Origin of the sequence: Roseospira goensis (assembly GCF_014197795.1) — a bacterium.
GTDB lineage: Bacteria > Pseudomonadota > Alphaproteobacteria > Rhodospirillales > Rhodospirillaceae > Rhodospira > Rhodospira goensis.
Genome location: NZ_JACIGI010000017.1, coordinates 67945 through 93486, shown reverse-complemented (window position 1 = coordinate 93486; position 25542 = coordinate 67945). Strand labels below are relative to the sequence as shown.

24 protein-coding genes, 1 tRNA gene and 1 pseudogene are annotated in these 25542 nt (G+C 71.6%); 17 read left to right on the top strand and 9 right to left on the bottom strand.

All coding sequences use genetic code 11. From position 1 onward, the window contains the following. Positions 1 to 381: 381 nt before the first annotated feature. Positions 382 to 675, top strand: a complete 294-nt coding sequence (locus GGD88_RS11325) for a hypothetical protein (protein ID WP_184435486.1) — start codon at positions 382 to 384, stop codon at positions 673 to 675. A gap of 19 nt (positions 676 to 694) precedes the next feature. Here the strand turns inward: GGD88_RS11325 and GGD88_RS11320 are convergent, their stop codons facing one another. The 6 genes and pseudogenes from GGD88_RS11320 to GGD88_RS11300 form a co-directional block, all read right to left on the bottom strand. Then, on the bottom strand, positions 695 to 943 hold the full coding sequence (locus tag GGD88_RS11320; RefSeq protein WP_246423707.1) for a hypothetical protein: 249 nt from the start codon (positions 941 to 943) through the stop codon (positions 695 to 697). 228 nt (positions 944 to 1171) lie between these two features. After that, positions 1172 to 1945: a competence/damage-inducible protein A gene (locus tag GGD88_RS11315; protein ID WP_184435484.1), complete on the bottom strand. Its 774-nt coding sequence runs from the start codon at positions 1943 to 1945 to the stop codon at positions 1172 to 1174. A 7-nt stretch (positions 1946 to 1952) separates the two neighbouring features. Continuing rightward, positions 1953 to 2396 carry a (deoxy)nucleoside triphosphate pyrophosphohydrolase gene (locus GGD88_RS19405; protein WP_425502590.1) on the bottom strand — a complete coding sequence of 148 codons (444 nt, stop codon included), beginning with the start codon at positions 2394 to 2396 and terminating at the stop codon, positions 1953 to 1955. An 81-nt stretch (positions 2397 to 2477) separates the two neighbouring features. Continuing rightward, positions 2478 to 2945, bottom strand: a pseudogene (locus GGD88_RS19400) (GNAT family N-acetyltransferase); the annotation flags it as partial. 43 nt (positions 2946 to 2988) lie between these two features. Continuing rightward, the gene (gene argJ / locus GGD88_RS11305; protein WP_184435482.1) at positions 2989 to 4221 is read right to left on the bottom strand and encodes a bifunctional glutamate N-acetyltransferase/amino-acid acetyltransferase ArgJ; all 1233 of its coding nucleotides are present in this window, start codon (positions 4219 to 4221) and stop codon (positions 2989 to 2991) included. Between the two features lie 107 nt (positions 4222 to 4328). Next, complete coding sequence (locus GGD88_RS11300) at positions 4329 to 5183, bottom strand: peptidylprolyl isomerase (protein WP_184435480.1); 855 nt, start codon at positions 5181 to 5183, stop codon at positions 4329 to 4331. A 360-nt stretch (positions 5184 to 5543) separates the two neighbouring features. On the opposite strand from GGD88_RS11300, the gene secA reads away from it, so the two are divergent. The 4 genes from secA to GGD88_RS11280 all read left to right on the top strand — a co-directional run bounded on the left by secA (position 5544) and on the right by GGD88_RS11280 (position 9933). After that, positions 5544 to 8279 (top strand): preprotein translocase subunit SecA, encoded by a 2736-nt coding sequence (secA, locus tag GGD88_RS11295; RefSeq protein WP_184435478.1) that lies wholly within the window; start codon positions 5544 to 5546, stop codon positions 8277 to 8279. Positions 8280 to 8558: 279 nt separating this feature from the next. Further along, a complete protein-coding gene (locus tag GGD88_RS11290; RefSeq protein ID WP_184435476.1) occupies positions 8559 to 8771 on the top strand; it encodes a hypothetical protein in 213 nt (70 codons plus the stop codon). Positions 8772 to 9220: 449 nt separating this feature from the next. Then, a complete protein-coding gene (locus GGD88_RS11285) occupies positions 9221 to 9730 on the top strand; it encodes an NUDIX hydrolase (RefSeq protein ID WP_343056345.1) in 510 nt (169 codons plus the stop codon). A gap of 118 nt (positions 9731 to 9848) precedes the next feature. Then, positions 9849 to 9933, top strand: a tRNA-Leu gene (locus GGD88_RS11280). A gap of 22 nt (positions 9934 to 9955) precedes the next feature. Here the strand turns inward: GGD88_RS11280 and GGD88_RS11275 are convergent. After that, a complete protein-coding gene (locus GGD88_RS11275) occupies positions 9956 to 11167 on the bottom strand; it encodes a sensor histidine kinase (protein ID WP_184435472.1) in 1212 nt (403 codons plus the stop codon). Between the two features lie 391 nt (positions 11168 to 11558). Between GGD88_RS11275 and GGD88_RS11270 the strand changes: the two genes are divergently transcribed. From GGD88_RS11270 to GGD88_RS11225, 10 genes are all read left to right on the top strand, one after another. Then, positions 11559 to 12392 (top strand): (Fe-S)-binding protein, encoded by an 834-nt coding sequence (locus tag GGD88_RS11270; protein ID WP_184435469.1) that lies wholly within the window; start codon positions 11559 to 11561, stop codon positions 12390 to 12392. Positions 12393 to 12424: 32 nt separating this feature from the next. Further along, on the top strand, positions 12425 to 13846 hold the full coding sequence (locus GGD88_RS11265; RefSeq protein WP_184435467.1) for a LutB/LldF family L-lactate oxidation iron-sulfur protein: 1422 nt from the start codon (positions 12425 to 12427) through the stop codon (positions 13844 to 13846). 108 nt (positions 13847 to 13954) lie between these two features. After that, positions 13955 to 14470, top strand: coding sequence for a hypothetical protein (locus tag GGD88_RS11260; protein WP_184435465.1), 516 nt, complete (start codon positions 13955 to 13957; stop codon positions 14468 to 14470). 57 nt (positions 14471 to 14527) lie between these two features. After that, complete coding sequence (locus GGD88_RS11255; protein WP_184435463.1) at positions 14528 to 15220, top strand: LUD domain-containing protein; 693 nt, start codon at positions 14528 to 14530, stop codon at positions 15218 to 15220. Further along, on the top strand, positions 15192 to 15827 hold the full coding sequence (locus tag GGD88_RS11250) for a Smr/MutS family protein (RefSeq protein WP_184435461.1): 636 nt from the start codon (positions 15192 to 15194) through the stop codon (positions 15825 to 15827). The genes GGD88_RS11255 and GGD88_RS11250 overlap by 29 nt, the downstream gene beginning before the upstream one ends. After that, positions 15824 to 16204 carry a helix-turn-helix domain-containing protein gene (locus GGD88_RS11245; protein WP_184435459.1) on the top strand — a complete coding sequence of 127 codons (381 nt, stop codon included), beginning with the start codon at positions 15824 to 15826 and terminating at the stop codon, positions 16202 to 16204. Before GGD88_RS11250 ends, GGD88_RS11245 begins: the two co-directional genes overlap by 4 nt. A gap of 104 nt (positions 16205 to 16308) precedes the next feature. Then, complete coding sequence (gene trxA / locus GGD88_RS11240) at positions 16309 to 16623, top strand: thioredoxin (protein ID WP_184435457.1); 315 nt, start codon at positions 16309 to 16311, stop codon at positions 16621 to 16623. A 127-nt stretch (positions 16624 to 16750) separates the two neighbouring features. Then, positions 16751 to 18346: a class I SAM-dependent methyltransferase gene (locus tag GGD88_RS11235; protein WP_184435456.1), complete on the top strand. Its 1596-nt coding sequence runs from the start codon at positions 16751 to 16753 to the stop codon at positions 18344 to 18346. A 120-nt stretch (positions 18347 to 18466) separates the two neighbouring features. Further along, entirely contained in the window at positions 18467 to 19015 is a 549-nt protein-coding gene (locus GGD88_RS11230) for a cytochrome b (protein WP_184435454.1), read from the top strand. Between the two features lie 194 nt (positions 19016 to 19209). After that, on the top strand, positions 19210 to 20223 hold the full coding sequence (locus GGD88_RS11225) for a class I fructose-bisphosphate aldolase (protein WP_184435452.1): 1014 nt from the start codon (positions 19210 to 19212) through the stop codon (positions 20221 to 20223). Positions 20224 to 20244: 21 nt separating this feature from the next. On the opposite strand, the gene GGD88_RS11220 is transcribed toward GGD88_RS11225, so the two are convergent. Beyond that, entirely contained in the window at positions 20245 to 22470 is a 2226-nt protein-coding gene (locus GGD88_RS11220) for a polysaccharide deacetylase family protein (protein WP_184435450.1), read from the bottom strand. A 97-nt stretch (positions 22471 to 22567) separates the two neighbouring features. Here GGD88_RS11220 and GGD88_RS11215 point away from each other — a divergent pair, with 97 nt between their 5' ends. Beyond that, the gene (locus GGD88_RS11215; protein ID WP_184435448.1) at positions 22568 to 23308 is read left to right on the top strand and encodes a DUF72 domain-containing protein; all 741 of its coding nucleotides are present in this window, start codon (positions 22568 to 22570) and stop codon (positions 23306 to 23308) included. A gap of 94 nt (positions 23309 to 23402) precedes the next feature. Here the strand turns inward: GGD88_RS11215 and GGD88_RS11210 are convergent, their stop codons facing one another. Beyond that, positions 23403 to 24056 carry a hypothetical protein gene (locus GGD88_RS11210; RefSeq protein ID WP_184435446.1) on the bottom strand — a complete coding sequence of 218 codons (654 nt, stop codon included), beginning with the start codon at positions 24054 to 24056 and terminating at the stop codon, positions 23403 to 23405. A 210-nt stretch (positions 24057 to 24266) separates the two neighbouring features. Between GGD88_RS11210 and GGD88_RS11205 the strand changes: the two genes are divergently transcribed. Further along, complete coding sequence (locus tag GGD88_RS11205; protein ID WP_184435444.1) at positions 24267 to 25514, top strand: Coenzyme F420 hydrogenase/dehydrogenase, beta subunit C-terminal domain; 1248 nt, start codon at positions 24267 to 24269, stop codon at positions 25512 to 25514. Positions 25515 to 25542: the final 28 nt, after the last annotated feature.

The following is a 25542-nucleotide window of genomic DNA, read 5'->3' as shown; positions in this document are numbered from 1 at the left end:
TCAAGGTCATCAAGCGGATGGCCTACGGCTTCCGCGATGACGCCTACTTCTTCCTCAAGATCCGCGCCGCCTTCCCCGGAATTCCGTGATGAACCGATTATTTCGGCACACCGACATCGCGCCGCGCGTCCGGTGTGTCGCAATCGGCCGTGAGCGGCGCGGGGCGAGCGGGCCGCGGCACCGAGTCCCGGCCGATCCCCATGTCGATTCCGTGAATTCCGGCCGGGGCGGCGGCGATCCCTGTTGGAGGGCCGGCCCGCCATGTTCTAGGGTGTTCGAAGCGCCGCGCGGGCGCCCCCCGTCGGGTGGGCGGGGCCCGCCCGGAATCCACACCCCGGAGTCCGCGCCCCGGAGTCCGCAACCGGGAGGGTGCCGCCCGCCATGGCCAACATCACCTACGTGGCGCAGATGATCGACGCCGCCGAGGGACCCGACGCCAGCTACGAGTTCGAAGCGGATGAAGGCCTGTTCGACCGGCCGCGCATGGAACTGATCGCCAAGTTCATGGACTACGTCGACCACATCGAGTTGCCGAAGGAGGATGTCGGCTACGAGATCTTCTCGGCGTTCAAGAACCGCGACCACAAGGTGGTCACGGCCATGGGCGCGCTGCGGGTCAGGGGCGGCGAAATCCCCTTCATGGTCATGATCTCGCCGAAGAAGACCAAGGGCTGACGGCGCGCGCCCCCGCCCGTCAGTACTTGTCCTCGGCCAGGCCCATCACCCCGACGCCGATGGCGACGCTGCTGAAGGTCACGAACAGACCCCCGAACAGCATCAGCAGGTTGATCGGCCACTGCTCGGATCCCAACGCCAGCGTGCCGATGCCGCCGATGTCGAGGGCCAGGATGCCAACGCCGAAGGTCAACGCCCCCGCGAAGCCGTAGGTCACATGCTTGGCCATGAAGACGATGGCCTCGCGCTCGGGCTTGGACAGGGCCATGGCGGGACACTCCGCTGGTGGATCCGTAGAGCCGTCGCCCCCCGGTCTGACGCGTCGGGACAGGGGCCATCAGGGGCCATCCGTCGGGTCGCGGCGCCGGTCCGGTCGTGCCGGTCGACGATATCGGATGTCGCGTCATCCGGCAGCCGGTGAAGGGTACGCGCCAGCCTGGGCCGGCCGATCACCCGGCCGCATTGATCTGGATCCGGGTCGCGTCCGGCCGGTCCCTCAGGCGGCGCCCGACTCGAGGATGGTCGCGGCGTAGCCCAGGTCCTCGATCATCGCCACCAGATCGGTGACCACGGCCTCCAGCACCGCCCGGTCGGTGCCGCGGGCCACCAGCGTGGTGCCCAGCGCGCCGCCGCGGGCCCAGGGATAACTGCCGATGTCGACCTGCGGCCAGCGCGCCTGGATGGCCGCCAGGGAGGCGGCCACCTGGCCCTCCCGCACCGCCGCCGTGACGGCCCGCGACAGGATCGGCGGCCCGCCGGTCAGGTCCGATGCCAGGCTCTCGAACATGGCGCGCATGATCGCCGGCACGCCCGCCAGCACGAACACGTTCTCGACCCGGAACCCCGGGGCGGCGCTGACCGGGTTGTCGATCAGCGTCGCCCCCTCCGGGGTCTCGGCCATCTTCAGGCGGGCGCCGTTGAGGGCATCACCGTAGTGCGCGGTCATGATCCGGACCGCCTCCGGGTGACGGATCAGCGGCCGGTCGAAGGCGGCGGCGATGCTGGCGGCGGTGATGTCGTCGTGAGTCGGGCCGATGCCGCCGGTGGTGAAGACGTAGGTCTCGCGTGCCCGCAGGGTGTTGACCGCGGCGACGATCGCAGCCTGATCGTCCGGCACCACCCGGATCTCGCGCAAGGGAATGCCCAGCGCCCCGAGCCGCTGGGCCAGCACCTGGGCATTGCTGTCCTGGGTTCGGCCCGACAGGATCTCGTTGCCGATGATGACCAGGGCGGCGGTGGGCGTGGACTCGGGAGACGCGAGCGACGTCATCGGCGGCCTATCCCAGCAACAGGTCCTGGAGCGCCGGGATCAACGGTGGATCGGCCGGCGGCATGGGGTAATCGCGCAGTCGGGCGGCCCGCACCCAGGCAACCTCCTGGCCCTCGCGCGGGGTGAGGCGGCCGTGCCAGGTCCGCAGCACGAACAGCGGCATCAGCAGGTGGAAGTCCGGGTAGGCATGCGAGGCGAAGGTCAGGGGCGCCAGACAGGCGTGGCGAACGTCGATACCGAGTTCCTCGTGCAGTTCGCGGATCAGCGCCCGCTCGGGACTCTCGCCGTCGTGAACCTTGCCGCCGGGGAACTCCCACAGTCCGGCCATCGGCTTGCCCGGGGGACGCCGCGTCAGCAGCACCCGGCCGTCGCGGTCCACCAGCGCGGCGGCGACCACCAGCACGATGCGGGCGGCCTCGGCGCGTCGTTGCGACCAGCGCGAGCGGGTGATGGACTGGCGGTCGTGCTGCCAGGTGGTGCCGCGGGCCGGCGCCGGCACCGTCAGGGTCTGGCCGTCGGGACGCAGGCCGGCCTTTTCCATCACCCGCAGCGAGGGCGCGTTCCAGGCCTCGGCGCTGGCGAACACCTCGGCCAGGTCCAGGGTGTCGAAGGCCAGGCCGAGCAGCGCCCGCACCGCTTCGGTGGCGTAGCCCCGGCCCTGAAGGGGCTGCCCGATCCAGTAGCCGATCTCCGCCGCCGGCCAGGTCTCGCGCCAGTTCATGTCGACCGCGCCGATCACGGCCCCGCCCGCGCGCTCGGTCACCAGCAGCACCACGGCCGCGCCCCCGGCCAGGTCCTGGGCGCCGCGCGCGAACCATGCCGCCACGTCCTGTTCGGTGAGCGGATGCGGGATCTTGGCGGTGCAGCGGGCGACATCCCAGACCCCGGCCATCGCCACCACCGGCGCGATGTCGTCGGCGGTGGGGGGGCGCAGGACGAGGCGATCGGTCACCAGCGGCAGGGCGGCGTCACAGCCGCCCACGCGCAGGCGCCCCGGCATCGCCGGCCCGGCCGCCGCCGCCGGGCGGTCCGCGTCGTCCCTGTCAGCTTCGATAGTCGGCATTGATGTCGATATAGCCGTGGGTGAGGTCGCAGGTCCAGACGGTGGCGCGGCCGTCGCCGATACCCACGTCCACCTCGATCAGGATTTCGCGCCCCTGCATGTGCGCCGCGACCGGCGCCTCATCGTAGTCCGGCACCGCCAGCCCGTCCGCGCACACCGGCACACCGCCGATGCGGATGGCGAGGCGGTCGCGGTCGGCCCGCTCGCCGGCCTTGCCGACCGCCATGACGATGCGGCCCCAGTTGGCATCCGCGCCGGCGATGGCGGTCTTGACCAGGGGCGAGTTGCCGATGGCGAGCCCGATGCGCCGCGCGGCGCCGGCGTCGGCGGCCCCGGAGACCCGGATCTCGACGAAGCGGGTCGCGCCCTCGCCGTCGCGCACCACCTGGTGGGCCAGGTCCAGCAGCAGGGCGTTCAGGTCCGCCCGGAACGCCGCCAGCGCCGGGTCGTCAGGGTCGGTCACCGGTGCGTGGTCGGCCTGACCGGTGGCGAACAGCAGCAGGGTGTCCGAGGTCGAGGTGTCGCCGTCCACCGTGATGCTGTTGAACGAGGCGTCGGCGGCCGGACCCAGCAGCGCCCGCAGCACCGCCGGCGGCAGCGCCGCGTCGGTGGCGACGAAGGCCAGCATGGTCGCCATGTCGGGGGCGATCATGCCGGAGCCCTTGGCGATGCCCGACAGGGTGACCGGCACGTCGCCGATGCGGCTCGCCCGGGTCGCCGTCTTGGGAAAGGTGTCGGTGGTCATGATCGCCTGCGCCGCCTCGCCCCAGGCGTCGGGACGGGCGGCGGCGGCCATCTCGGGCAGCGGGCCGGTGATGCGCGCGTCGGGCAGGAACTCGCCGATGGTCCCGGTCGAGGCGATGAAGACCGCGTCGGGCGCGCAGCCGGCCACGGCGGCCGCCGCGCAGGTAACCGCCTCGACCGAGGCGATGCCGCGCCGGCCGGTGAAGGCGTTCGCATTGCCGGCGTTCACCACCAGGGCCCGGGCGCGGCCCCCCGCGAGCCCGCGCGCGCACCACTCGACCGGCGCCGAGCGTGTGGCGGAGCGGGTCAGCACCCCGGCCACGGTGGTGCCGGGGTCGAACAGCGCCAACAGCACATCGGTGCGCGCGGCGTAACGCACGCCGCAGGCCCGGGTGGCGAGGCGCACGCCGGGCACCGGAACGGGCGCGACACGGGCGGCGGGGGCGAGCGGGGAGACGGGCAGGTCCATGGGTCGGGCAATCCGCGAACGAGAGGGGACGGTTTCGCGCGGCAGCATAGCCGGGCGCCGCCCCCTTGCCTATCCGCTCCGTCGGCAGACCGCCAGGGCGCCCCGGCCTACTCCGCCTGGGGCGCGATGTCCTCGATCGGAGTGGTCTTGATGTCCGCCTCCCCGCGCAGGTCTTCCACCAGACCGGCGATGGTCTCCTGCGCGATCTCGGTGGTGAGCTGGTTGCGCACCTCGTCCAGGCTCGCCGGCTCGGCCGTGCGCCGGTCGGTCACCTTGATGACGTGCCAGCCGAACTGGGTCTTCACCGGCTCGGTGGTATAGGCGCCGGCCTCCAGGTCGAAGGCGGCCTTGGCGAACGGCTCGACCATCTGCCCCTCGCGCTTGAAGTAGCCCAGGTCACCGCCGTTGGGCGCCGACGGGCCGGTCGACTCGGCCTTGGCGAGTTCGGCGAAGTCGGCACCATCCTCAAGCTGGCCGATGAGCGCCCGGGCCTCCTCCTCGGTGTCCACCAGGATGTGCGAGGCCTTGACCTCCTCCTGCGGGGGGTTCTCCGCCTTATAGGCCTCGTAGCGGGCCTGGAGGGCCTCCTCGCTGGCCGCCTCTTCCACCACATTGGTCAGGTAGACGCTGCGGATGATCTCGTCGCGCACCGCGTTCAGCCGCTCGGCCACGTCCGGATGGTCCGCGTACCCCTCGGTCTTCGCCTTATCGACGATCAGGCGCCCCTCGACCAGATGGTTGACCAGCGAGTCGTAAAGCATGGCCAGCGGCACCTGGGACAACTGCGGGTCGCGCGCGCGCACGGCCTGAAGCTCGGCCATCGTGATGTCGTGCCCGTTGACGGTGGCCACCACGGTGTCCGGGTCGATCTGCTGCTGCGCCGGCGCCAGCGAGGGACTCGCCAGCACGGCCAGGGACAGGCCGGCCGCGAGAGCCAGGGCGCGGGGGGCGGTACGAACCATGTCGTGTGTCCTCGTGAATGGCAGGGATGGGATCGCGGCGCGGGCACCGAGGGCGGCGGGCGCACCCACCACTCGCCCGGGCGGCGTCCCGACGGCGTGGCCGGAACCCTGACCCGTCCCGATGCCGCCGTCAACCGCCCGCCGGCCGGCCGCACCGGCGCCCGTGGTCGCGAAGACCCTTGCCATAGAGCCCGTTCTTGACGGTTTTGGGGCGAAATGGGGCGTCGTTGACAGCCCCAGCGCCGCTCTCTATGTCTTGCCGGTCCCGCGCCCCGGTCCCTGGGGCGTCGTGCCCCCGTCCGCGTCGCCTCCCGGCTGCCGGCTTCGCCCCGTCTCCGTCTCCGCTTCCGAGGTTGTCCCATGTTCGGCGCCATCGCCCGAAAGCTCTTCGGTACCGCCAACGACCGCTATATCAAGGGCCTCGGAAAGACCGTCGCCGCCATCAACGACCTGGAACCGGAGTTGGAGGCGCTGTCCGACGACGCGTTGCGCGCCCGCACCGCCTGGTTCCGCGACCGCCTGGGCCAGGGCGAGAGCCTGGACGATCTGCTGGTGGAGGCGTTCGCGACCGTGCGCGAAGGCGCCAAGCGCACCCTGGGCCAGCGCCACTACGACGTGCAGCTCATGGGCGGCGTGGTCCTGCACGGCGGCAAGATCGCGGAGATGAAGACCGGCGAGGGCAAGACGCTGGTCTCGACCCTGGCCGTCTACCTGAACGCCCTGGAGGGCCAGGGTGTCCACGTGGTCACCGTCAACGACTACCTGGCCCAGCGCGATGCCGCCTGGATGGGCCAGATCTACGAGTTCCTGGGCCTGAGCGTCGGCTGCATCACCCACGCGATGACCGACGCCGAGCGGCGCGCCGCCTACGCCTGCGACGTCACCTACGGCACCAACAACGAACTCGGCTTCGACTACCTCCGCGACAACATGAAGTTCCGCCTGGAGGACATGGTTCAGCGCGGCTTCCGCTTCGGCATCGTCGACGAGGTCGACAGCATCCTGATCGACGAGGCGCGCACCCCGCTGATCATCTCCGGCATGGCCGAGGACAGCACCGAGCTGTACGGCAAGGTCAACACCCTGATCCCGAAGCTGACCGACGAGCACTACGAGAAGGACGAGAAACAACGGTCGGTCAACCTGACCGAGGAGGGCACCGAGACGGCCGAACAGCTCCTGAAGGACGCCGGCCTGATCCAGTCGGGCAGCCTGTACGACCTGTCCAACGTCTCGCTGGTGCACCACCTGAACCAGGCGTTGCGCGCGCACGTCCTGTTCGAGCGCGACGTGCACTATATGGTCAAGGACGGCAAGATCGTCATCATCGACGAGTTCACCGGCCGCGCCATGGAGGGCCGGCGCTACTCCGAGGGCCTGCACCAGGCGCTGGAGGCCAAGGAGGGTGTGACGGTCCAGAACGAGAACCAGACGCTGGCCTCGATCACCTTCCAGAATTACTTCCGGCTCTATCCCAAGCTCGCCGGCATGACCGGCACCGCCATGACCGAGGCCGGCGAGTTCGCCGAGATCTACGGCCTGGAGGTGGTCGACCTGCCGACCCACCGGCCGATGGTTCGCGACGACATGGACGATCAGGTCTACCGCACCACCAAGGAAAAATACGACGCCATCGTCGACCTGATCGAGGACTGCCACAAGCGCCAGCAGCCGGTTCTGGTCGGCACGGTGTCGATCGAGAAGTCCGAGTTCCTGGCCCAGACCCTGCGCAAGACCAAGGGCATCAAGTCCAACGTCCTGAACGCCCGCCACCACGAGCAGGAGGCCCTGATCATCGCCGAGGCCGGCGTGCCCGGGGCAGTGACCATCGCCACCAACATGGCCGGGCGCGGCACCGACATTCAGCTTGGCGGCAACCTGGACATGCGGCTGTCGCGCGAGATCGCGGCCGACCTGGACGAGGCCGAGCACGCGCGCCGGGCCGCCGCCCTGCGCGACGAGGTGGAGGCGCGCAAGGCCACCGCGCTGGAGGCCGGCGGCCTGTTCGTGATCGGCACCGAACGCCACGAGAGCCGGCGCATCGACAACCAGTTGCGCGGCCGCTCCGGTCGTCAGGGCGACCCGGGCGCCTCGCAGTTCTTCCTGTCGCTGGAAGACGACCTGATGCGCATCTTCGGCACCAACCGGATGGACGGCATGCTGCGCCGGCTGGGGCTCCAGGAGGGGGAGGCCATCGAGCACCCCTGGATCAACAAGGCGCTGGAGAAGGCGCAGCAGAAGGTCGAGGCGCGCAACTTCGAGATCCGCAAGAACCTGCTGCGCTTCGACGACGTCATGAACGACCAGCGCAAGGTGGTCTACGAACAGCGCCGCGAGTTGATGACCGCCGCGGACGTGCGCGAAACCGTCGTGGACATGCGCCGGGAAGTGGTCGCGGGCATGGTCCCGAAGTACATGCCGGCGAAGGCCATGCCCGACGAATGGGACATGGCCGGTCTGCACCGCGAGGTCCAGGACATCCTGGCGCTCGATCTGCCGTGCGAGGACTGGGGCCGCGAGGAGGGCATCGCCGAGGCCGAGGTGGAGGAGCGCATCCTGGAAGCCGCCGAGCAGCACCACGCCCAGAAGGCGGCCCGCTTCGGCGCCGAGACGTTGCGCGCCATCGAGAAGAGCCTGCTGCTCCAGATCCTGGACCAGACCTGGAAGGAGCATCTGCTCCAGCTCGACCACCTGCGCCAGGGCATCTCGCTGCGCGCCTACGGTCAGCGGGACCCCCTGAACGAGTACAAACAGGAGGCGTTCGAGCTGTTCCAGGCCATGCTGGAGACCCTGCGCGAGCGCGTCACCCAGTTCGTCTCCCATGTGGAGGTGCGCGAGGCCCCGCCGCCCGAGGCCCTGGTGCCGCGCGCCGCCGGCCGCATGCAGGCGCACCACGACAGCCCCGAGCCGGCCGTCGGCGGCGGGGCACCGGAGGGCGAGGGTCTCGCCGTGCGCACGGCCGAACCGGTGCGCCACGTCGCCCCCGAGTCGCGCAATCCCGCGGATCCCGAGAGCTGGGGCAAGGTCGGCCGCAACGAGCCCTGCCCGTGCGGCTCCGGCAAGAAGTACAAGCACTGTCACGGCACCGCCGCCTGACGCTCGTTCTGCGATCGCCACACCGGCAGCTCATTGGCGGCACGGCGGATCGTCTTGCGGCGTTTCGCACGGGGCTTCTGCCGTTCCGGGTATCGACCTTTGGCCGAGGGCGGTGTTCTTGTCCAGGTCCGGCCGGCCTGTTAAGGTAGATGTGGTCACGAAACCGTGGCCACCCGAGCCGGTGGCGCCGGACCCGCGCCTTGGCCGCCGTCGAGACCGACGGCGGATCCGGGGTGGGCGGGCGGCACCCGAAGCCGGCGTCGGACGAAGGAGGACCGCATGAGCGTCGCCAACGTGGCCGGCGGCACCCTGTTGGCGCAGGCCGCCAATCTGATGTCCACCCAGACTTCCATGCTCCGCATGTCGGTCGAGGCCGATCAGGCCATGGCCGACCTCCTGGACCGCAACAGCGGCCAGGCCCAGGCGCCGAGTCAGGCCGTCACGCCGGCCGCGGCCCCGGGCAAGGGGGCGGTCGTCGACATCCTCGCCTGAGCCCTTCGCACCCGATTCCCCGGGTCGGGACCGGTCCTGACCGGCCGACGGCCCGCATGACCGACCGGAGGCCGACTCGCCCATGGCCGATGTTCCGGGTGTCGCCAGCGGCTCCCCCTCCCCCACGTCGTCGATGCAGACGGGAGCCGTGCGCGCGGCCGCGATCGGCGAGCACGGCGGCCGTGCCAGCGGTGGCGGGAGTGGTCCCTCGTCGCGGGCCAGCGGGGCGGATCCGCACACGCCCCCCGTGATCCGGTTCGAGGGGCGGGACCTGGATCCCTTCGCCCCGCGTGGGACATACCTCGACATCGTGGTATGATCGGGGCTCCCGGCGCGGAATGGCTCGCGGCCGCGGTGACAGCCAGGCAAGCACGTCCTTGAGTGTCGACCGGATTCCCAAAACCTACTTCACGTCCGTCCCCGGTGGCGGGGGCGGCGCGGGTCCGACCGTGGCCATGGTGCCCGAGGGCGACGACCGCGAGCGGCTGGTCTGCACCGACTGCGGCTACGTCCGCTACGACAACCCGAAAATCATCGTCGGCGCGGTCTGCACGTGGCAGGACCGCTATCTCCTGGTGCGCCGCGCCATCCCGCCGCGCGAGGGCCTGTGGTGCCTGCCGTCGGGCTTCATGGAGCTGGGCGAGAGCACCGAGGCGGGGGCCGCCCGCGAGGTCTGGGAAGAGGCCCGCGCCCATGTCGACCTGACCGATCTGCTGGCCCTCTACAACCTGTCCCACATCAGCCAGGTGCACCTGATCTACCGGGGCCACCTCACGTCGCCAGCCTGCGCCCCGGGGCCGGAGAGCCACGAGGTCGCGCTGCTGACCTGGGACGCGTTGCCCTGGGACCGGCTCGCCTACCCCAACGTCGCCTGGGCCTTACGCCAGCACCGCGCCATGCAGGGCCGGACGAACTTCGCGCCCCTGGGCGTACCGGACGACGCGCCCCCTCTGCCCTGAGGGGTGCCCTGACGGCGGCCGCGGACTGTCTCGTCAGGGGCCATCCGACGTCCCGAATACGTCCTTGCGTTGTCGCGCCCGGCCCTCTACCTTCAGGACTTCCGCCTGGGGGATTCACGCGGGCGTGGCGGAATAGGTAGACGCTGGCGACTTAAAATCGCCTGGGGCCTCCCGTGCCGGTTCGAGCCCGGCCGCCCGCACCACTCCCCCCTTTGGCCCGTCGCCTCATTCGGCCGCGCCCGGCGTGGCGCCCCACTCCCGCCCCTCCCAGATGACAACCGTCGGACGCACCGGAAAGGCGAGGGTGAACGTGGCCCCTTTGCCGAGCCGGCTTTCCAGCGTGACCGTTCCGCCGTGCTGATCCATCAGTGCCTTGACCAGCGCCAGCCCCAGGCCGGTCCCGTCGAGCTGTCGGGTGTGGACGTTCACGACCCGGTCACGGGCTGAAAACACCAGGTCGTGGAACGGCTTGGCGATGCCGATCCCGGTATCCGAGACGCTGATGACGATGCGGTCGTCGGCCCAGCTCGCATCCATCCGGACGATACCGCCGGGCGGCGTGAACTTGATGGCGTTGGACAGCAGGTTGTTCAGGATCTGGCGCAGGGCGGACCGGTCGGCCACCAGCGGCGGCAAGTGCGGCGCCACGGTCGCGTGCACCCGCATGCCCCGTTCGGTCACCAGGTCGTCGAACCGGCGGACGCACGCCTCGATCTCGCGGGCGATCTCCAGCGACTCGGGGGTCAGCGGCCGGCCGCCGCTCTCGATCAGCGTGAGGTCGAACAGCTTGTCGATCAGGTCACGCAGCCGGCAGCCGCTGGCGTGAATGTCGCGCGCATAGGCGCGGTAGCGCGGCTCCGTCAGCGGCCCGAAGAGTTCGTCGCGCAGCACCTCGGAGAAGCCCAGCACCGCGTTGAGCGGGGTCCGCAACTCGTGGCTCATGGACACCAGGAACTCGGTCCTGGCGGTGCTCGCCGCGTCCGCCCGGACGCGCGCCGCCTCGGCCACGTCGCGCGCCCGCGCCAGTGCCTCCGCCTGCGATGCCGCCTGGTCGGCCAGCGCGGCGCGCTGGGCCATCGTAGCCTCCACCATCGAGTCCACGGCGGCGTCAAGCCGCGCGAACTCCCGCAGGCGGGGCCGCGCCCCGCGGTCGGGCGGCGCCGTCGGATCGGCGGCCCGCCGCTCGATGTCCGCCGCCAGGCGCCGCAGCGGCCGCACGACCGCCCGCCTCACCGCCCAGACGCCGATGGCCAGGACCAGGCCAAGGCATGCCGCCGCGGCGGCGACCGCCGCAGGAACCGCGCCGTTGCCCGCACCCGATGCCGCGGCGCCGCCTTCCACGGCGCCGGCCAGAAGACCGACCACCACGCCCGCCGAAACCATGGCGCCAAGAATGACACCACCGACAAGATGGATAATGCTCCAGGAGTTTCCCATGTTTCCAAAGATGAGCGCGGGTTCCTCGGAAAAGTTTGCCCAGCCGCCTGGATGCTAAAGAATAGTCTTCTGAAGCAGAGCCTATGCAACCCGTCTGGACACCCCCTTCAGTGTTCATTGAGAACTGTAACACGGTTTCCATCGGAGTCTATCGGTGAAATGGTTAACCTATTGCCCCAGTTGGTGTATGACTTCTGGACAGGATCACATTCGCGGTGAAGGCCGGCGGCCAGGCGCGAACACGACAGGGTGCCCGCGGGCTTCCCTCCGGACCGCGGGACTGCGATAAGGAAGGACGCGACGCCAGCCCGAAGGCCGGCGTCCGACGGGTCGGCCCGGCCCTCCTGCCGGCCCTCCCTTCGGCTCTCCCCAAGGTATCCGAGACGGCACGATGCAGTCCTCAGCCGCCCCCAGTTCCCCGCCGTCCGCACCAGCACCGCCCGCCGCGCCGCGCGTGGCGCTGTTCGTCACCTGCCTCGCCGACCTGTTCCGTCCGACGGTCGGCTTCGCCGCCCTGCGCCTGCTGGAGCAGGCCGGCTGCGTGGTGAGCGTGCCGGAGGGCCAGACCTGTTGTGGCCAGCCCGCCTATAATTCGGGCGACCGCGCGGATGCCCGCGCCCAGGCCAAGGCGATGGTCGAGGCCCTGAACGCCGAGGCGGTCGACTACGTGGTGGCGCCGTCGGGCTCCTGCGCCAGCCAGATCCGCCACCACTACCCGGTGCTGCTGGCCGACGACCCGGCGTTGGCGGCGCGGGCCCGGCATCTGGCCGACAAGACGCACGAACTGGTGTCGTTCCTGGTGGACGTGCGGGGCTGGACCGACGTGACGGCGCGCCTCGACGCGGCCGTCACCTATCACGACACCTGCTCCGGGCTGCGCGAACTGGGCATCAAGGACCAGCCGCGCGCCCTGCTGTCGAAGGTCGCGGGCCTGGAACTGCGCGAGTTGGCGGCGGCCGAGGAGTGCTGCGGCTTCGGGGGCACCTTCTGCGTCAAGTACCCGGACATCTCCGGCCGCATGGTCGGCGACAAGGCCGACGACATCGCCGGCACCGGCGCCGGCCTGGTGCTGGGCGGCGACCTGGGCTGCCTGCTCAACATCGCCGGCCACCTCAAGCGGCGCGGCAGCGCGGTGCAGGCCCGCCACGTCGCCGAGGTGCTGGCCGGCCTGACCGACGGCCCGGCCATCGGCGAGGCCGACCCCACGGTCGAACACGGCCGCTGAAGCCCCCTCCCCCAGCGCAGGGATGGACCGCCATGCATGTGACCAGCCGCCAGTTCAAGGACAACGCCCGCGGCGCCGTCGCGGACGCCAACCTGCGCCAGTCCCTGGCCACCATGAAGACCGGCTTCCGCGCCAAACGTGGCGTCGCCGTGGCCGCGCTGCCCGAGTTCGAGGCCCTGCGCGAGGCCGGCAAGGCCATGAAGGACCACACCCTGGCCCACCTCGACCACTACCTGGAGCGGTTCGAGGAGAAGGTCACCGCCAGCGGCGGCCACGTGCACTGGGCGCCGGACGCCGACGCCGCGTGCCGGACCGTGCTGGACATCTGCCGCCGCCACAACGCCCGCCTGGTCACCAAGGGCAAGTCGATGGTGGCCGAGGAAATCGAACTCAACGCCTTCCTGCAAAAGAACGGCATCGAGCCAGTCGAGACCGACCTGGGCGAATACATCATCCAGCTCCGCCACGAGCTGCCCAGCCACATCATCGCCCCCGCCATCCATGTGCGGAAGGACCAGGTGGCCGACAGCTTCCGGGATACCCACACCCAGTTCCCGGCCGACCGCCCGTTGGAGGAGCCGCGCGACCTGCTCGACGAGGCGCGCACGGTGCTGCGCGACCGGTTCCTGACGGCGGACGTCGGCATCACCGGCGCCAATATGCTGATCGCCGAGACCGGCTCGACCGTCATCGTCACCAACGAGGGCAACGGCGACCTGACCCAGCTCCTGCCCCGGGTGCACATCGTGGTCACCAGCATCGACAAGGTGGTGCCGACCCTGGAGGACTCCAGCATCGTTCTGCGCCTGCTGGCGCGCTCGGCCACCGGTCAGCCGATGTCCACCTACACCACCTTTTCGACCGGCCCGCGCCGGCCGGAGGATCCGGACGGACCCGAGCACTTCCATGTCGTGCTGCTGGACAACGGCCGCTCGCGCATGCTGGGCACCCAGGTCCAGGACGTATTGCGCTGTATCCGCTGTGCCGCCTGTATCAACCATTGCCCGATCTACGGCGCGGTGGGCGGGCACGCCTACGGCTCTGTCTACCCCGGCCCCATCGGCTCGGTGCTGACCCCCGGGTTGGCCTCGCTGGAGGAGGCCGCCAACCTGCCCAACGCGTCCACCCTGTGCGGCCGCTGCGAGGCGGTGTGCCCGATGAAGATCCCGCTGCCGCGCATGCTGCGGCACTGGCGCGAGGAGGAGTTCGCCCGCCACCTGGTGCCGGCGCGGGCGCGCTGGGGCCTGCGGCTGTGGGCCTTCACCGCCCGGCGGCCGGCGCTGTACCGCTTCGGCACCGGTCTGGCCGCACGCGCCCTGCGCCTGCTGGGCGGACGCCGCGGCCGGCTCGCCCGGCTGCCGCTGGCCGGCGGCTGGACCCGGGTGCGCGACCTCCCGGTGCCGGAGCCGGGCGGCACCTTCATGGCGCGTTACAAGCGCCGCGAAACGCACTAATCTGATCCGTCGGCCCCTCCGGGACTCTGATCCGTCCGCCCCTCCGGGGCATGGCCGGACCGGGGCAGGCAGGGTGTCGCGGGTCGAGGTAGGGAGTCCGCACAGACAATGGTTCGGGCCAAACAGGCGGCCCAGGATTACCGCCTTCACGAGCGTCTGACCGAGGCCTACATGGCCGATCGGGTCCGCATCCAGGTGGACTTCAACCGCCTGAACCGCACCGGCTCGCCCGTGTTCGATCCGTGGGAGAACGTCCTGCCCCTGCTGGCCCTGATCCTCGCCAGCCTGACCGTGATGCCGTTCAATCTGGTCGCCGGCACTCTGGTGCTCGTCGGGGCGATGTTCGTCTACGCCTTCCTGGTGCGGCCCTGGATCGCCCGACGCCTGCGCGCCCGCACCATTGAAAACATGCTCAAGAACGCCCACAACTGGCAGGTCCTGTGGTCCTACGGCGGCGTCGTGGTGACCCTGTCCGACAACCCGCGCATCGGCGTGGTGTCGCCGGGCGGGGACTGGCGGGCGTTCGCGCGCCGGTTCCAGGGCACACAGGAGTTGGGGCCGGGCCTGGGCGAGACCACCCCGGGCGCGCCGCCCGTGGCGACCCCGGCCCAGCGACCGGCCTGACGCGGCGGGCATGCCCCGACCGTCCCCGACCCCCCCGCACCGAGGAGACCCCGCGGCGTGACCGACCCCGCCCGCGACAGCATCCTGAACGGCATCCGCGCCGCGCTTCGGCGCGGCCCGCTGCCGGCCGAGACCCGGGCCGCGCTGGACCGCGGCCTCGCCGCCCCCGCGCCAGCCGTGGTGCCCGCCATCGCCCGGGGCAGCCGCGCCGCGCTGGTGGCCCGCTTCGTCGTCAACGCCGAGGCCGCCGCCGCCACGGTGGCGCGGGTCGCCCCCGCGGCGGTCGGGCCGGCCGTGGCGGCCTATCTGCGGGACCATAACCAGCCCACCCGAGTGGCGGTGGCGGCCGACGCCCGCCTGGACGGACTGGCCGACAGCGGCCTGCTGACCGTCGAGCGGCGCGGCACGCCCGCCGGCGACGACGCCGTGGGCGTGGGTCATGCCCTGGCCGGCCTGGCGGAAACCGGCACGCTGCTGATGGCCTCCGGCCCGGACAGCCCGTCCACCCTCAACATGCTGCCGGACACCCACATCGTGGTCGTGCGCGCCCGCGACGTGGTGGGCGGCCTGGAGGACGGCTGGGCGCGCCTGCGGACCGCCCATCCCGACGGACCGCCCCGCACGGTCCACTTCATCACCGGGCCCTCGCGCACCGGCGACATCGAACAGACCCTTCAGCTTGGCGCACACGGCCCGCGCCGCCTGCATATCGTGCTCGTGGATGACGACCCGGACGCCCCCGCCGCCTGACCGGCGCGGGCGTGCCGGCAAGGCCCTGATCTCGGACTCCGACCTGCGCCTGTGGCAGGAGGTGACGCGCAGCGCCACCCCGCTGCCGGGGCGCCCGCCGCCGGCCTCGGCCGCGCCTCCACCTGCGCCTGCGCCTGCGCCGGCCACCTCACCGGACGCCGCGCCCCCCCCATCGCCCACGCCGACGGCGGCCCGCCCCGCGGCGCCGCCCCGGGCGCCGAGCCGGGAGATCCGGCCCGGCGACGGCGCCGGCATCGACCGCCGCACCCACGACCGGTTCCGGCGCGGCCGCATGGCCATCGAGGGGCGCCTGGACCTGCACGGCATGACGCGCGAACGCGCCCATCAGGCGCTGTCGGTGTTCCTGCACCGCGCCTACGAGCGCGGCGCCCGCTGCGTGCTGGTGGTCACCGGCAAGGGCACGGGCCGCGAGGGCAGCGGCGTGCTGCGCCGCGACGTTCCGCACTGGCTCAACCAGGGAACGCTGCGCGGTCTGGTGCTGTCGTTCACCCATGCCCAGATCCGCGACGGTGGCGAGGGGGCGCTGTACGTCCTGCTGCGCCGGCGCCGCGACCGCGGTCCCGCCGGGGGAGGTCGCGCCCGATGACCCCGTTCGGCGCCCGCCTGCGCGCGCTGCGGGCCGCGCGCGGCCTGACCCTGAACGAGCTGGCGGCGCGTCTGACCGTCTCACCGGCCTATCTGTCGGCGCTGGAGCACGGCCACCGGGGGCGCCCCCAGCCCGGCCTGGTGATGCAGATCTGCGGTGCCCTGGACCTGATCTGGGACGAGGCCGAGCACCTGAAGGCGCTGGCCGCCGTCTCGGCGCCGCGGGTGACCCTCGACACCGGCGGGCTGTCGCCGCTGGCCACCGAACTGGCCAACACCCTGGCGGCGCGGCTGCGCGACCTGGACGACGAGACCCTACGCGCGATGCTTGATCTGTGCCAGCATCCACCCGCGCGCCGGGATCGCCCGTCGTCTTGACGCTCCTCCCGGTGCCGCCCTAGATTTGACGCACGATGAGCGGGGCTTTGCCCAGGACTGCGGCGCCGACCCCGCCCCGAAACCCGTCAGAGGACGACCCCCCCATGAAGCACGTGTCCGATGCCTCGTTCGAAGAGGACGTTCTGAAGTCCAGCGCCCCCGTGCTGGTGGACTTCTGGGCCGAATGGTGCGGACCTTGCCGGCAGATTGCGCCGGCGCTCGAGGAACTGGATCAGACCATGGCCGACAAGGTCACGGTCGCCAAGATCAACATCGACGAAAACCCGAACACCCCCAACAAATACGGCGTGCGCGGCATCCCCACGCTGATGGTGTTCAAGGGCGGCCAGGTGGCGGCCACCAAGATCGGCGCCCTGCCCAAGAGCAAGCTGTTCGAGTGGGTCGAGTCCGTCGTCTGATCCAGGCGGCCACCCCGGCCGCGATCGCGTTCCGCCCCGCCCGGTCCGCTGTCGACCGGCGCGGGGCGTTCGCTATGGGGGCTTCCACGAGGCAGGGGACCGCTCACCGTCGAGAAGGGGCAGCGTCATGAGCGAGGCCGCCATGTCACCCGAGAGCCCGCACGGCGCCGGCGGCTATGTGCTCGATACGGCCTACCTGTACGAACTGTATGCCGACCACAGCCCGGTGCATCTCAACGCCGTCGCCGCCTTCGCCGGCGCCCGGCCGCGCCCCCTGGAGGCGGGGACGACCTGGTGTGACGTGGGCTGCGGCAACGGCGTCTCCGCGCTCGCCATCGCCGCCGCCCTGCCCCAGGTGGCGGTGATCGGGGTCGACCTCAACCCGCGCCACATCGCGTTCGCCCGCGGCATCGCCGAGGCCGCCGGCCTGACCAACGCGCGCTTTCTGGAGGGCGATCACGCCGCCCTGCCCGCCGGGGCCGTGCCGCCGCTGGACTTCGCGGTCCTGCACGGCGTGTTGTCCTGGGTCGACGGCCCGACCCGCGAGCGGCTGCTGGACCGCGTGCTGGCCGACCTGAAGCCGGGCGGGCTGCTGATGGCCTCGTACGACGCCCTGCCCGGCTGGGCCGCGCAGAAGGTCATGCGCGACATGATGGTGGCGGTCACCCGCGACGTCGAGGGCGGCAGCCTTGGGCGCGCCCGCGCCGCCCTGGACTGGCTGCGCCGGATGAAGGCCGGCGGCGCGACGTTCTTCCGCGACAACCCGGCGCTCGGCCGCCTGGTGGATGACCTGCGCGACGACCAGCTTCCGTACATCGCCCACGAGTACCTCAACGCCGGTTTGTGGCCGTTCGCCTTCGCGCAGGTCAACGAGGCCTTGGCGGCGCGCGGCGCCAGCTTCGTCGGCCGGACCGAGATGTTCCTCAACATCGCCGATCTGGCCGCGCCCGAGGCCCTGCACGACGAGTTGACCGGCGCGGCCAGTCGGGCCGAGTTCGAGGCCCGGCGCGACTTCGTCCGCAACGAAGGCTTCCGCCGCGACGTCTACGTCAAGGGCGCCGGGCTGGACGACCTGGCGGCCTGGGAGGCGGCCATGGACGCGCAGCGCCTCGCCGTCACCGAGCCGCTGGCCGGCCTCGACCGCGACGTGGCCTTCGGCGGCGTGCGGGTCAGCTTCACCGGACCGCCGTTCGACGCCGCCCTGGATTACTGGGAGACCCACCCGGGACACCCGCTGCCCGACCTGCCGGGCGAGACCGCGCGCGAGGTGGCGCGCCTGCTGCTGGCCGCACGGCTGGTCGACCCGGTGGCGCCCGCGCCCGGTGCCGCGCTGCCCGACGCGGCCGCGGCGGCACGACTCGCCGGAGGGCGGCTGAGCCTGCCGCTGCCGTTCAACCGGGTGGCCTGCACTCGGCTGTCGGCGGTGGCGCCGCGCGTGCCGCTGGCCGCCCCGGCCCTGGGCGCGGTGGTGGACGTGGGCGCCGTTGACGCGCTGCTGCTGATGGGCCTGGCGGAGGCGGGCCGCAGCGAGGCGCCGCGCTGGACGGTGCGCGCCATGGCCGCCGCCGGGCGCGAGATGCAGCACGACGGCCGCCGCGCCAGCGATGCCGAGGCCGAGGCGCTGCTGGACGAGCGCCTGGACGCGCTGCAGGCGACCGGCCGGGTGGCCAAGCTGGTCCAACTCGGCATCCTGCAGCCCGCCGCCTCGGCGCCCCACGCATAGCAGCCCGGCGCAAGACGGCACGGCGCGGTGGAATCGACGTCCGTCAATGCACCCGCACGCCGAATACCCGACCCTCCGGCCATCGAGTCCCGAAACGGACCAGGATCCTGGAGGTGTTTCATGAAGCTCTTCGATAGCCAAGACCGCTTCGGCGCGGTCTCCATCGCCAATCACTGGCTCCTCGTGGTCGTGGTCATCGGCCTGCTGGCGTCCGGCCTGCTGATCGCCGAGGTGCTGCCCGACGCCGGCCGCGCGGCCCTGATCCCGCTGCACAAGGCGATCGGCGTGCTGGTCGCGGTCCTGGTGGCCTGGGTCGTGCTGTGGTGGCAGGTGCAGCGGGGCCGGCCCGGCGCCGTGCCCGGCACACCGGCCCTGGAGGCGCGCGCCCGCAACGCCATGCATATCGTCCTGCTGGTCGGCACCGTGCTGCTGTCGCTGTCCGGCGTCCTGATGTCCATCAACAGCGGCCATCCGGTCAACGTGTTCGGCCTGTTCACCATCCCGGCCTGGGGCGAGAACCCGGGTCTGGCCGGGCCGGCCCGCACGGTGCACACGGTGGTCGGCTATGCGATGGTGGCGGCGGTTGCCGGGCACGCCCTGGTCAGCGTCAAGCACCACTACGTGAACCACGACGTGACCTTCACCCGCATGCTGGGCCGCGGCGCCTAGCCGTCTGTCGCGACGACCGGAACCCGGCCGGGGGCCGGTGGCGCCGCCACCGGCCCCTGTGCCGTTGGGGCAAGGCCCGCGGCCGCCCCGGACGATGCTTTACGCACCCCGGCACACACCCTACCTCTTCGGCAGCGACCTGGGCTCCGACATCGCGAGGCAGGCCGAGCGCGACCGAGACGAAGAGGTGAACCATGGACCACGTGCGACTGACCGAAACCGCCCGCGCCCTGGTCGCCGACGGCAAGGGCCTGCTGGCGGCCGACGAAAGCACCGGTTCGATCCGCAAGCGCTTCGACGCGGTCGGCGTGGAGTCGACCGAACGCAGCCGCCGCGACTACCGCGAGATGCTGGTGCGCACCCCGCGCGTCGGGGACCACATCAGCGGCGTCATCCTGTTCGACGAAACCCTGCGCCAGGAGGCCGCCGACGGCACCCCGCTGGTCCGGCTGATCGAGTCCGCCGGCATGATCCCCGGCATCAAGGTCGACCGGGGCGCCAAGCCGCTGGCCCCGTTCGGCAGTGGCGAGACCGTGACCGAGGGCCTCGACGGGCTGCGCGAGCGGTTCGACGAATACGCCAGCATGGGCGCGCGCTTCGCCAAGTGGCGCGCGGTCTACAGCATCGGCGACGGCCGCCCGAGCGCCCAGTGCATCCACGCCAACGCCCATGCCCTGGCACGCTACGCCGCGCTGGCCCAGGAGGCCGGTCTGGTGCCGATCGTCGAACCGGAAGTGCTGATGGACGGCGACCACGACATCGACGCCTGCTTCGAAGCCACCGAGCTGGTGCAGCGCGCGGTGTTCCAGGAACTGGCGGGCCAGCGGGTGTTGCTCGAAGGCATGCTGCTGAAGCCGAACATGGTGATCTCCGGGGCGGAGGCCGCGACCCAGGCCGCGCCGGAGGAGGTCGCGGAGCGCACCCTGGCCTGCTTCCTGCGCACGGTGCCGGCGGCGGTGCCGGGCATCGTGTTCCTGTCCGGCGGCCAGGGCGACGAGCAGGCGACCATCAACCTCGACGCCATCAACGTGCTGGCCCTGAAGATCGGGGCGCCGTGGCCGCTCAGCTTCTCCTACGGGCGCGCCCTGCAACAGGCGGCGCTGCGCACCTGGGCCGGCGACAACGACAACACCCCGGCGGCGCAGGCGGCGTTCCTGGCCCAGGCACAGGCCAACCAGAAGGCCGCCCTGGGCGCCTACGCCGCCTGAGCGCGGCGCGGTGCCGGGCCGTCAGCCGGTGCCGCCAAACCGCAGGGTGACCGTCGCGCCGGCCATGGCCACCGGCGGCAGCGTCAGGTCAAGCCGGCCCTCTGCATCGGCAACGGCCGTTGTGCGCACCACCGCCGCCCCGTCGGCGTCGGTCACGGTGACGTGGGTCCGGGCGCCCGGTGCGACCTGCCACGCCATCGTGCCGTCGCCGAAGCCCTGCGCCTGCACCGTCACACCGCCCGGGGTGCGGGTCAGACCCCACAGCGGCCAGCGGCTCTCGATCACATAGGGCACGGCGGCGCCGGGCGGCGCCCGGTCCGGCGTCGGCCAGTCCATCAAGGCAACCTCCGGCGCGACCACCGCCGAATCCAGGGCGACGTACAGGCTGCCCTGGGCGTGCCGCTGGCCCAGCACGCCAACCGACGCCGCCATGTCGACCGCCCGGACGGTCGCGGCGTCGAAGCGCAGCGTCTGCAGGGCGCCGCGCTGCTCGACCCGCCAGCGCGCCGGGGCCACCTCGACCAGCGTAACGTCGAAAAAGCCGCCCGCGATGCGCACGTAGTGGCTGGTGGTCACCGGACACACCGGCTGGGTCCGCACATAGTCCAGGTTGTGCAGCAAGGCGTTCAGGCTGGCAACCTTACTGCCCGAATACATGTGATAGTAGAGGTTGATCGGCTTCAGCCGGGCCGGCGTCCCGCTCCGGTCCCAGGTCTCGGTCAGGTAGCGGAAGCCGAAGAACCGGTCGCGCCACAGGTCGGTATAGGTATTCTCGTTGCTGGCGGCGGTGTAGATCTGGCACTCGCCGCCGGTCAGGCAGCCGATCGGCGACACCCAGGCGACGGACGGAAACGCGCTGTCGTAGCGCGTATCGCCGCCGTTGATCGCGAGCAGGCCGTCCGCGCGCGCCACCGCCAGGGCCTCGGGGAACGGCGTCGTGTCACCCGACCACAACACCACCCGGACCGGCTTGTCCGGCGGCGCGAACCGGCCAATGAACGCGGCGGCGCCGCCCATCTCGGTCTCCAGGTCGAACGGCGCGTCCATGAACGCGCGGGGCCGCGCGTAGCCGTCGGCCAGGTTGGTCGCCCCCAGGTCCAGGATTTCCTGGTCGAGGGCGCCGCCATCGTAAGTGTCCAGGGTGCCGCGCTCGGCCAGGGCGGCGATGAACGGGGCCTCCTTCTCCGGCGTGTAGTCGGCAAAGAAGGCCCAGTGGAAGGGATGGGTGTAGGTGTGGCTCGCCGGCTCCACCTGTGGCAGGGCGAACAGCGCCCGCGCCATCTCCTGTGACGGGGACCCGCCCCGCCAGTCCGGGTCCAGCTCGGCCGCGATCGGCCCCACGGTGACCGGCAGATCGGGACAGGGGGCGATGACCTCGCGCAGGATGACCTCGGCGGCGATCGCGCCGCGCTCCTCGTAGCCGGGCAGTTCCGCCTTGCTGTTCCAGCCGTCGCCGTCGATGTGGCTGAAGTAGAGCCGCCGCCCCACCAGCGTGGTGACATCCGGACGCGGCAGACCGTCGAGCCCCAGGGCCTGCCCGAAGAACAGGAACGGGTCGATCAGCCAGGCCCGCAGCCCCAGGGGGTCGATCGCGCCCGGCACCGCCCCCGACGGCGCGTCGGCCGTGAACAGTTCGTAGCCGGCGGCCGCGAATCCGCCCCCCGGGCCGGTCACCACCAGGTGGCTGTCCAGGGTCGCGTCCTCACCCGTACGGGCGACCAGCCAGGACCGGGTGTCGCCGCCCGCCGGCCGCACCACCGGATAGCCGGGCAGAATGCCGCCGATGCGCCGCTCGTAGTCCATCATCCACGGCTCGCGCACCGGGAACGTGACGCCGTAGGTCGCCGCGATCCAGCGGTCCTCGGCACGCACCCCGAGCGTCGCCAGGAACCGGGCGGCCAGCGCGTGCGTTTCGGGAGTGTTGAGGGCTTCGGTGAACGGCAGATCGCCGAGCACCACGAAGCGCACGCCACGGGCCTGCATCGCGACCGCCCAGCGCAGCAGCGCCGCCGCGTCCGGCAGCGTCTCGCCGCGGAGCCACGTCAGGACGGCCCGGACATCGCCGAGTGTGTCCGGATCCGGCAACGGGTCGAGCAGACTGTGATGGCGCACCACCAGACCCAGGTGGTTGAGGGGGAACTCGGCGACGGCGTGGATCAGGCCGTCGCGTGCATCCTTGGCCGACGGGTGTTCGAGCGCGAGAATGGTCCGCGCCATTGTGCCGCCGGTTGCGGCCATGGCCATCATGGCCCCCTCTGTATGCCCTGCGGACCGGTGGCGGGGCATCCCGACAGCCCCGCGCCCGCCGCGAGACCCGGCGCCCGGACCGAAGGAGACCGCCCCCATGGCCCGCGTTCTGATCGGGACCTCTGGATGGCATTATACACACTGGACGGGGCCCTTCTATCCATCGGACGTCCAGGCTGGCGATCGACTCGCCTTTTACGCTAGCGCCTTCCGTGCCGCCGAAGTGAACAACACGTTCTACTCTCTGCCGCGTGCGTCCACCCTGCGGCACTGGTGCGCGCAGACCCCCGACGGGTTCGTGTTCGCGTGCAAGGCCAGCCGCTACATCACCCATATGAAGAAGCTCAAGGACGCCGCCGAGACGGTGCCGCGATTCCTGGAGTCGATCGCACCGCTCGGCGACAAGCTCGGCCCGGTGCTGTTCCAGCTCCCGCCGCGCTGGCGCTGCAACGTCGATCGTCTGGCCGCGTTGCTGGCGGTGGTGCCGCCGGGCCAGCGCTGCGCGGTCGAGTTCCGGGACGAGAGCTGGTTCACCGAGGCCGTCGACACGGTGCTGGCGGACCATGGCGCCGCGTTCACGGTCTACGACCTCGACGGCCACACGGCGCCGGTCAAGGTCACGGCGGACTTCGCGTATGTGCGGCTGCACGGACCCGGCGCGCCCTACCAGGGGTCCTACGACGCGGCCGCGCTGGCCACCTGGGCCGCGCGCATCGCCGAATGGCGCGACGGCGGCCGCGACGTCTATGTCTTCTTCGACAACGACGAGGCCGGCTACGCCGCCCTCAACGCCGCACACCTGCGGACGCTGGTGGACGGGGACGGGGTCCCGGCGTGAGTCGGCTCCGTTCCCGGCCGCGCAACGGAAACGGGCCGGTCGGGGCTTTCCCCGACACGGCCCGCGGTCGTACCAGCCGACGAATGAAGCCGGATCAGGACTCCGGCGTGTTGTCGACCAGGGTCACCACCGATGTGGCCTCCAGCACACGGCCCTCGATGAAATCGTTGTCCATCAGGCCGGCCACGCTGACCCGGTCACCTTCCTCGATCTGCTGGAAGCCCTTGTCATCGAGAGGGTTGTAGTCCAGCAGGTCGGTCTCGACGGTGATGTCGCCGGGCCCCACGTCGAGGACGAAGCTCTGCTCCGACTCCGTGACTGCGGTGACCAGCCCGTTGACGCGGGCCTCGCTGACCACCACCGGCCCGCTGGTCACCCAGGTGTCCGCGCCCTCCTCGTCCGCGCTGCTGGCGTAGAAGTAGGTGTTGAGGTCCTGGACGTAGACGCTCTGGGCCTCGATGGTGGAGGCGGCGAACAGGTTCTGGTCCACCTCGCCGTAGACGGTCACCGTGTCGCCGTCGACGAGGCCGAAGGCGTCCGCGTCGCTGTCCCAATCGTCCATCTCGACCAGGATGACGCCGTCACCGTAGTCCAGGGTGAAGGACGAGGGGGCGACGCCGACCACCGTCCCGCTGAGGGTGATCCAGGCGTCGTCCGGCTTGGCATAGGGTTCGGCCGCCAGGGCGGGACCCGCGACGAGACCCGTGGCTCCCAGGGCAGCGACGATGGCGGTGAGCGTCCGTGTCATGACGATCCTCCGTCTCGTGGGTGTCCGATGAGAGCATGTGCGAAACCGGCCGTGTCGACCGGCCTCGCCCGCTCAACGCACGGCGGCCGGTCGAGTTCCCTGCCCTCCGGCCTGAACCGCGCAGCGCGTCATCCGGCCCTTCAGCCGCGCGCCGGTTTGGCGCACAATGGCCGGCATCAGTCCCGCTCCTGCACGACATGAGCCCGCCCCATGGATACCCTGGCCCGCGACCTTCCCGACCCCGCCGATCCCTCGACCCTGTGGACCCCGCCGCTGGCCGAGCCGGCGCCGCGCGGTCTGTGCACCGACTGCGGCGTCTCCCGCATGGCCGACCCGCGCCGCTGCGCCGAGGCCTGCCAGTTCATCAAGCCGGACTATCCGGCCGCCGAGGCCCGGGTGCAGGGCCGGGCGCGCGATCCGGCGCGGGGCGACGAGCTGTTCTTCGGCCCCTACCGCCGCATGCTAAGGGCGGCGCTGAAGGACCCGCGCCCGGGCGCGCAGTGGACCGGCATCACGACCCGGATCGGCCAGCGCCTGCTGGAAACGGGCCAGGTGGACGCGGTGCTGACCATGACCGCCGATGCGGGCGACCGCTGGCGGCCGCGCCCGGTGATCGTCACCGACCCGGCCGACATGGCCGCCTGTCGCGGCATGCGCATGGGCTATGCGCCGCTGCTGGCGCTGCTGGAGCCGGCCCTCGCGCGCGGCTACCGCCGGCTGGCGGTGATCGGCATCCCGTGCCAGGTGCATGCGCTGCGGGCGCTGGAAGCCGACCTGGGGCTGGAGCGGCTCTACGTCATTGGCACGCCGTGCTCGGACAACACGACGACCGAGAACTTCCACACCTTTCTCGGCTTGCTGACCGAGCGGCCCGAAGACGTGACCTACTTGGAGTTCCGCGCCGACTTCCATGTGGAACTTCGGTTCACGGACGGGCGGGTCACGCTGATCCCGTTCCTCAAACTGCCGATCTCGAAACTGCCGCGTGATTTCTTCCCGCTCACCTGCCGCACCTGTGCGGACTACACCAACGCACTGGCCGACATCACCGTGGGCTATCTGGCCGGCCGCGGCGAGCAATGGTTGATCGTGCGCAACCAGGCCGGCGAGGCGCTGCTGGATCTGCTGGGCGACGAGGTGCGCACCGAAGCCGTGACCAGCGCCGGCCAGCGCGCCAGCTCGGTGCAGGGCTTCATCACCAACACCGAGAAGGCGGCCGGCGGCCTGCCGGTGCGGGGCATGCCGAATTGGCTGCGCCCGCTGATGGGATGGCTGATGCCGAAGGTCGGGCCGCGCGGCCTGGAGATCGCCCGCGCCCGCCTGGAGATGAAGGCGGCGGAAAGCGTCATCCACCTGCGCCGCGAGCAGCCCCGGCGCATGAAGCACATGATCCCGGACCATGCGTGGCGGTTGGTGGAACCCTATGGCCTGTCCCCCCGGGCGGGGGAGCGGCGGTAGGCGGCGGGGGCCGCGAGGATTGGGGCGA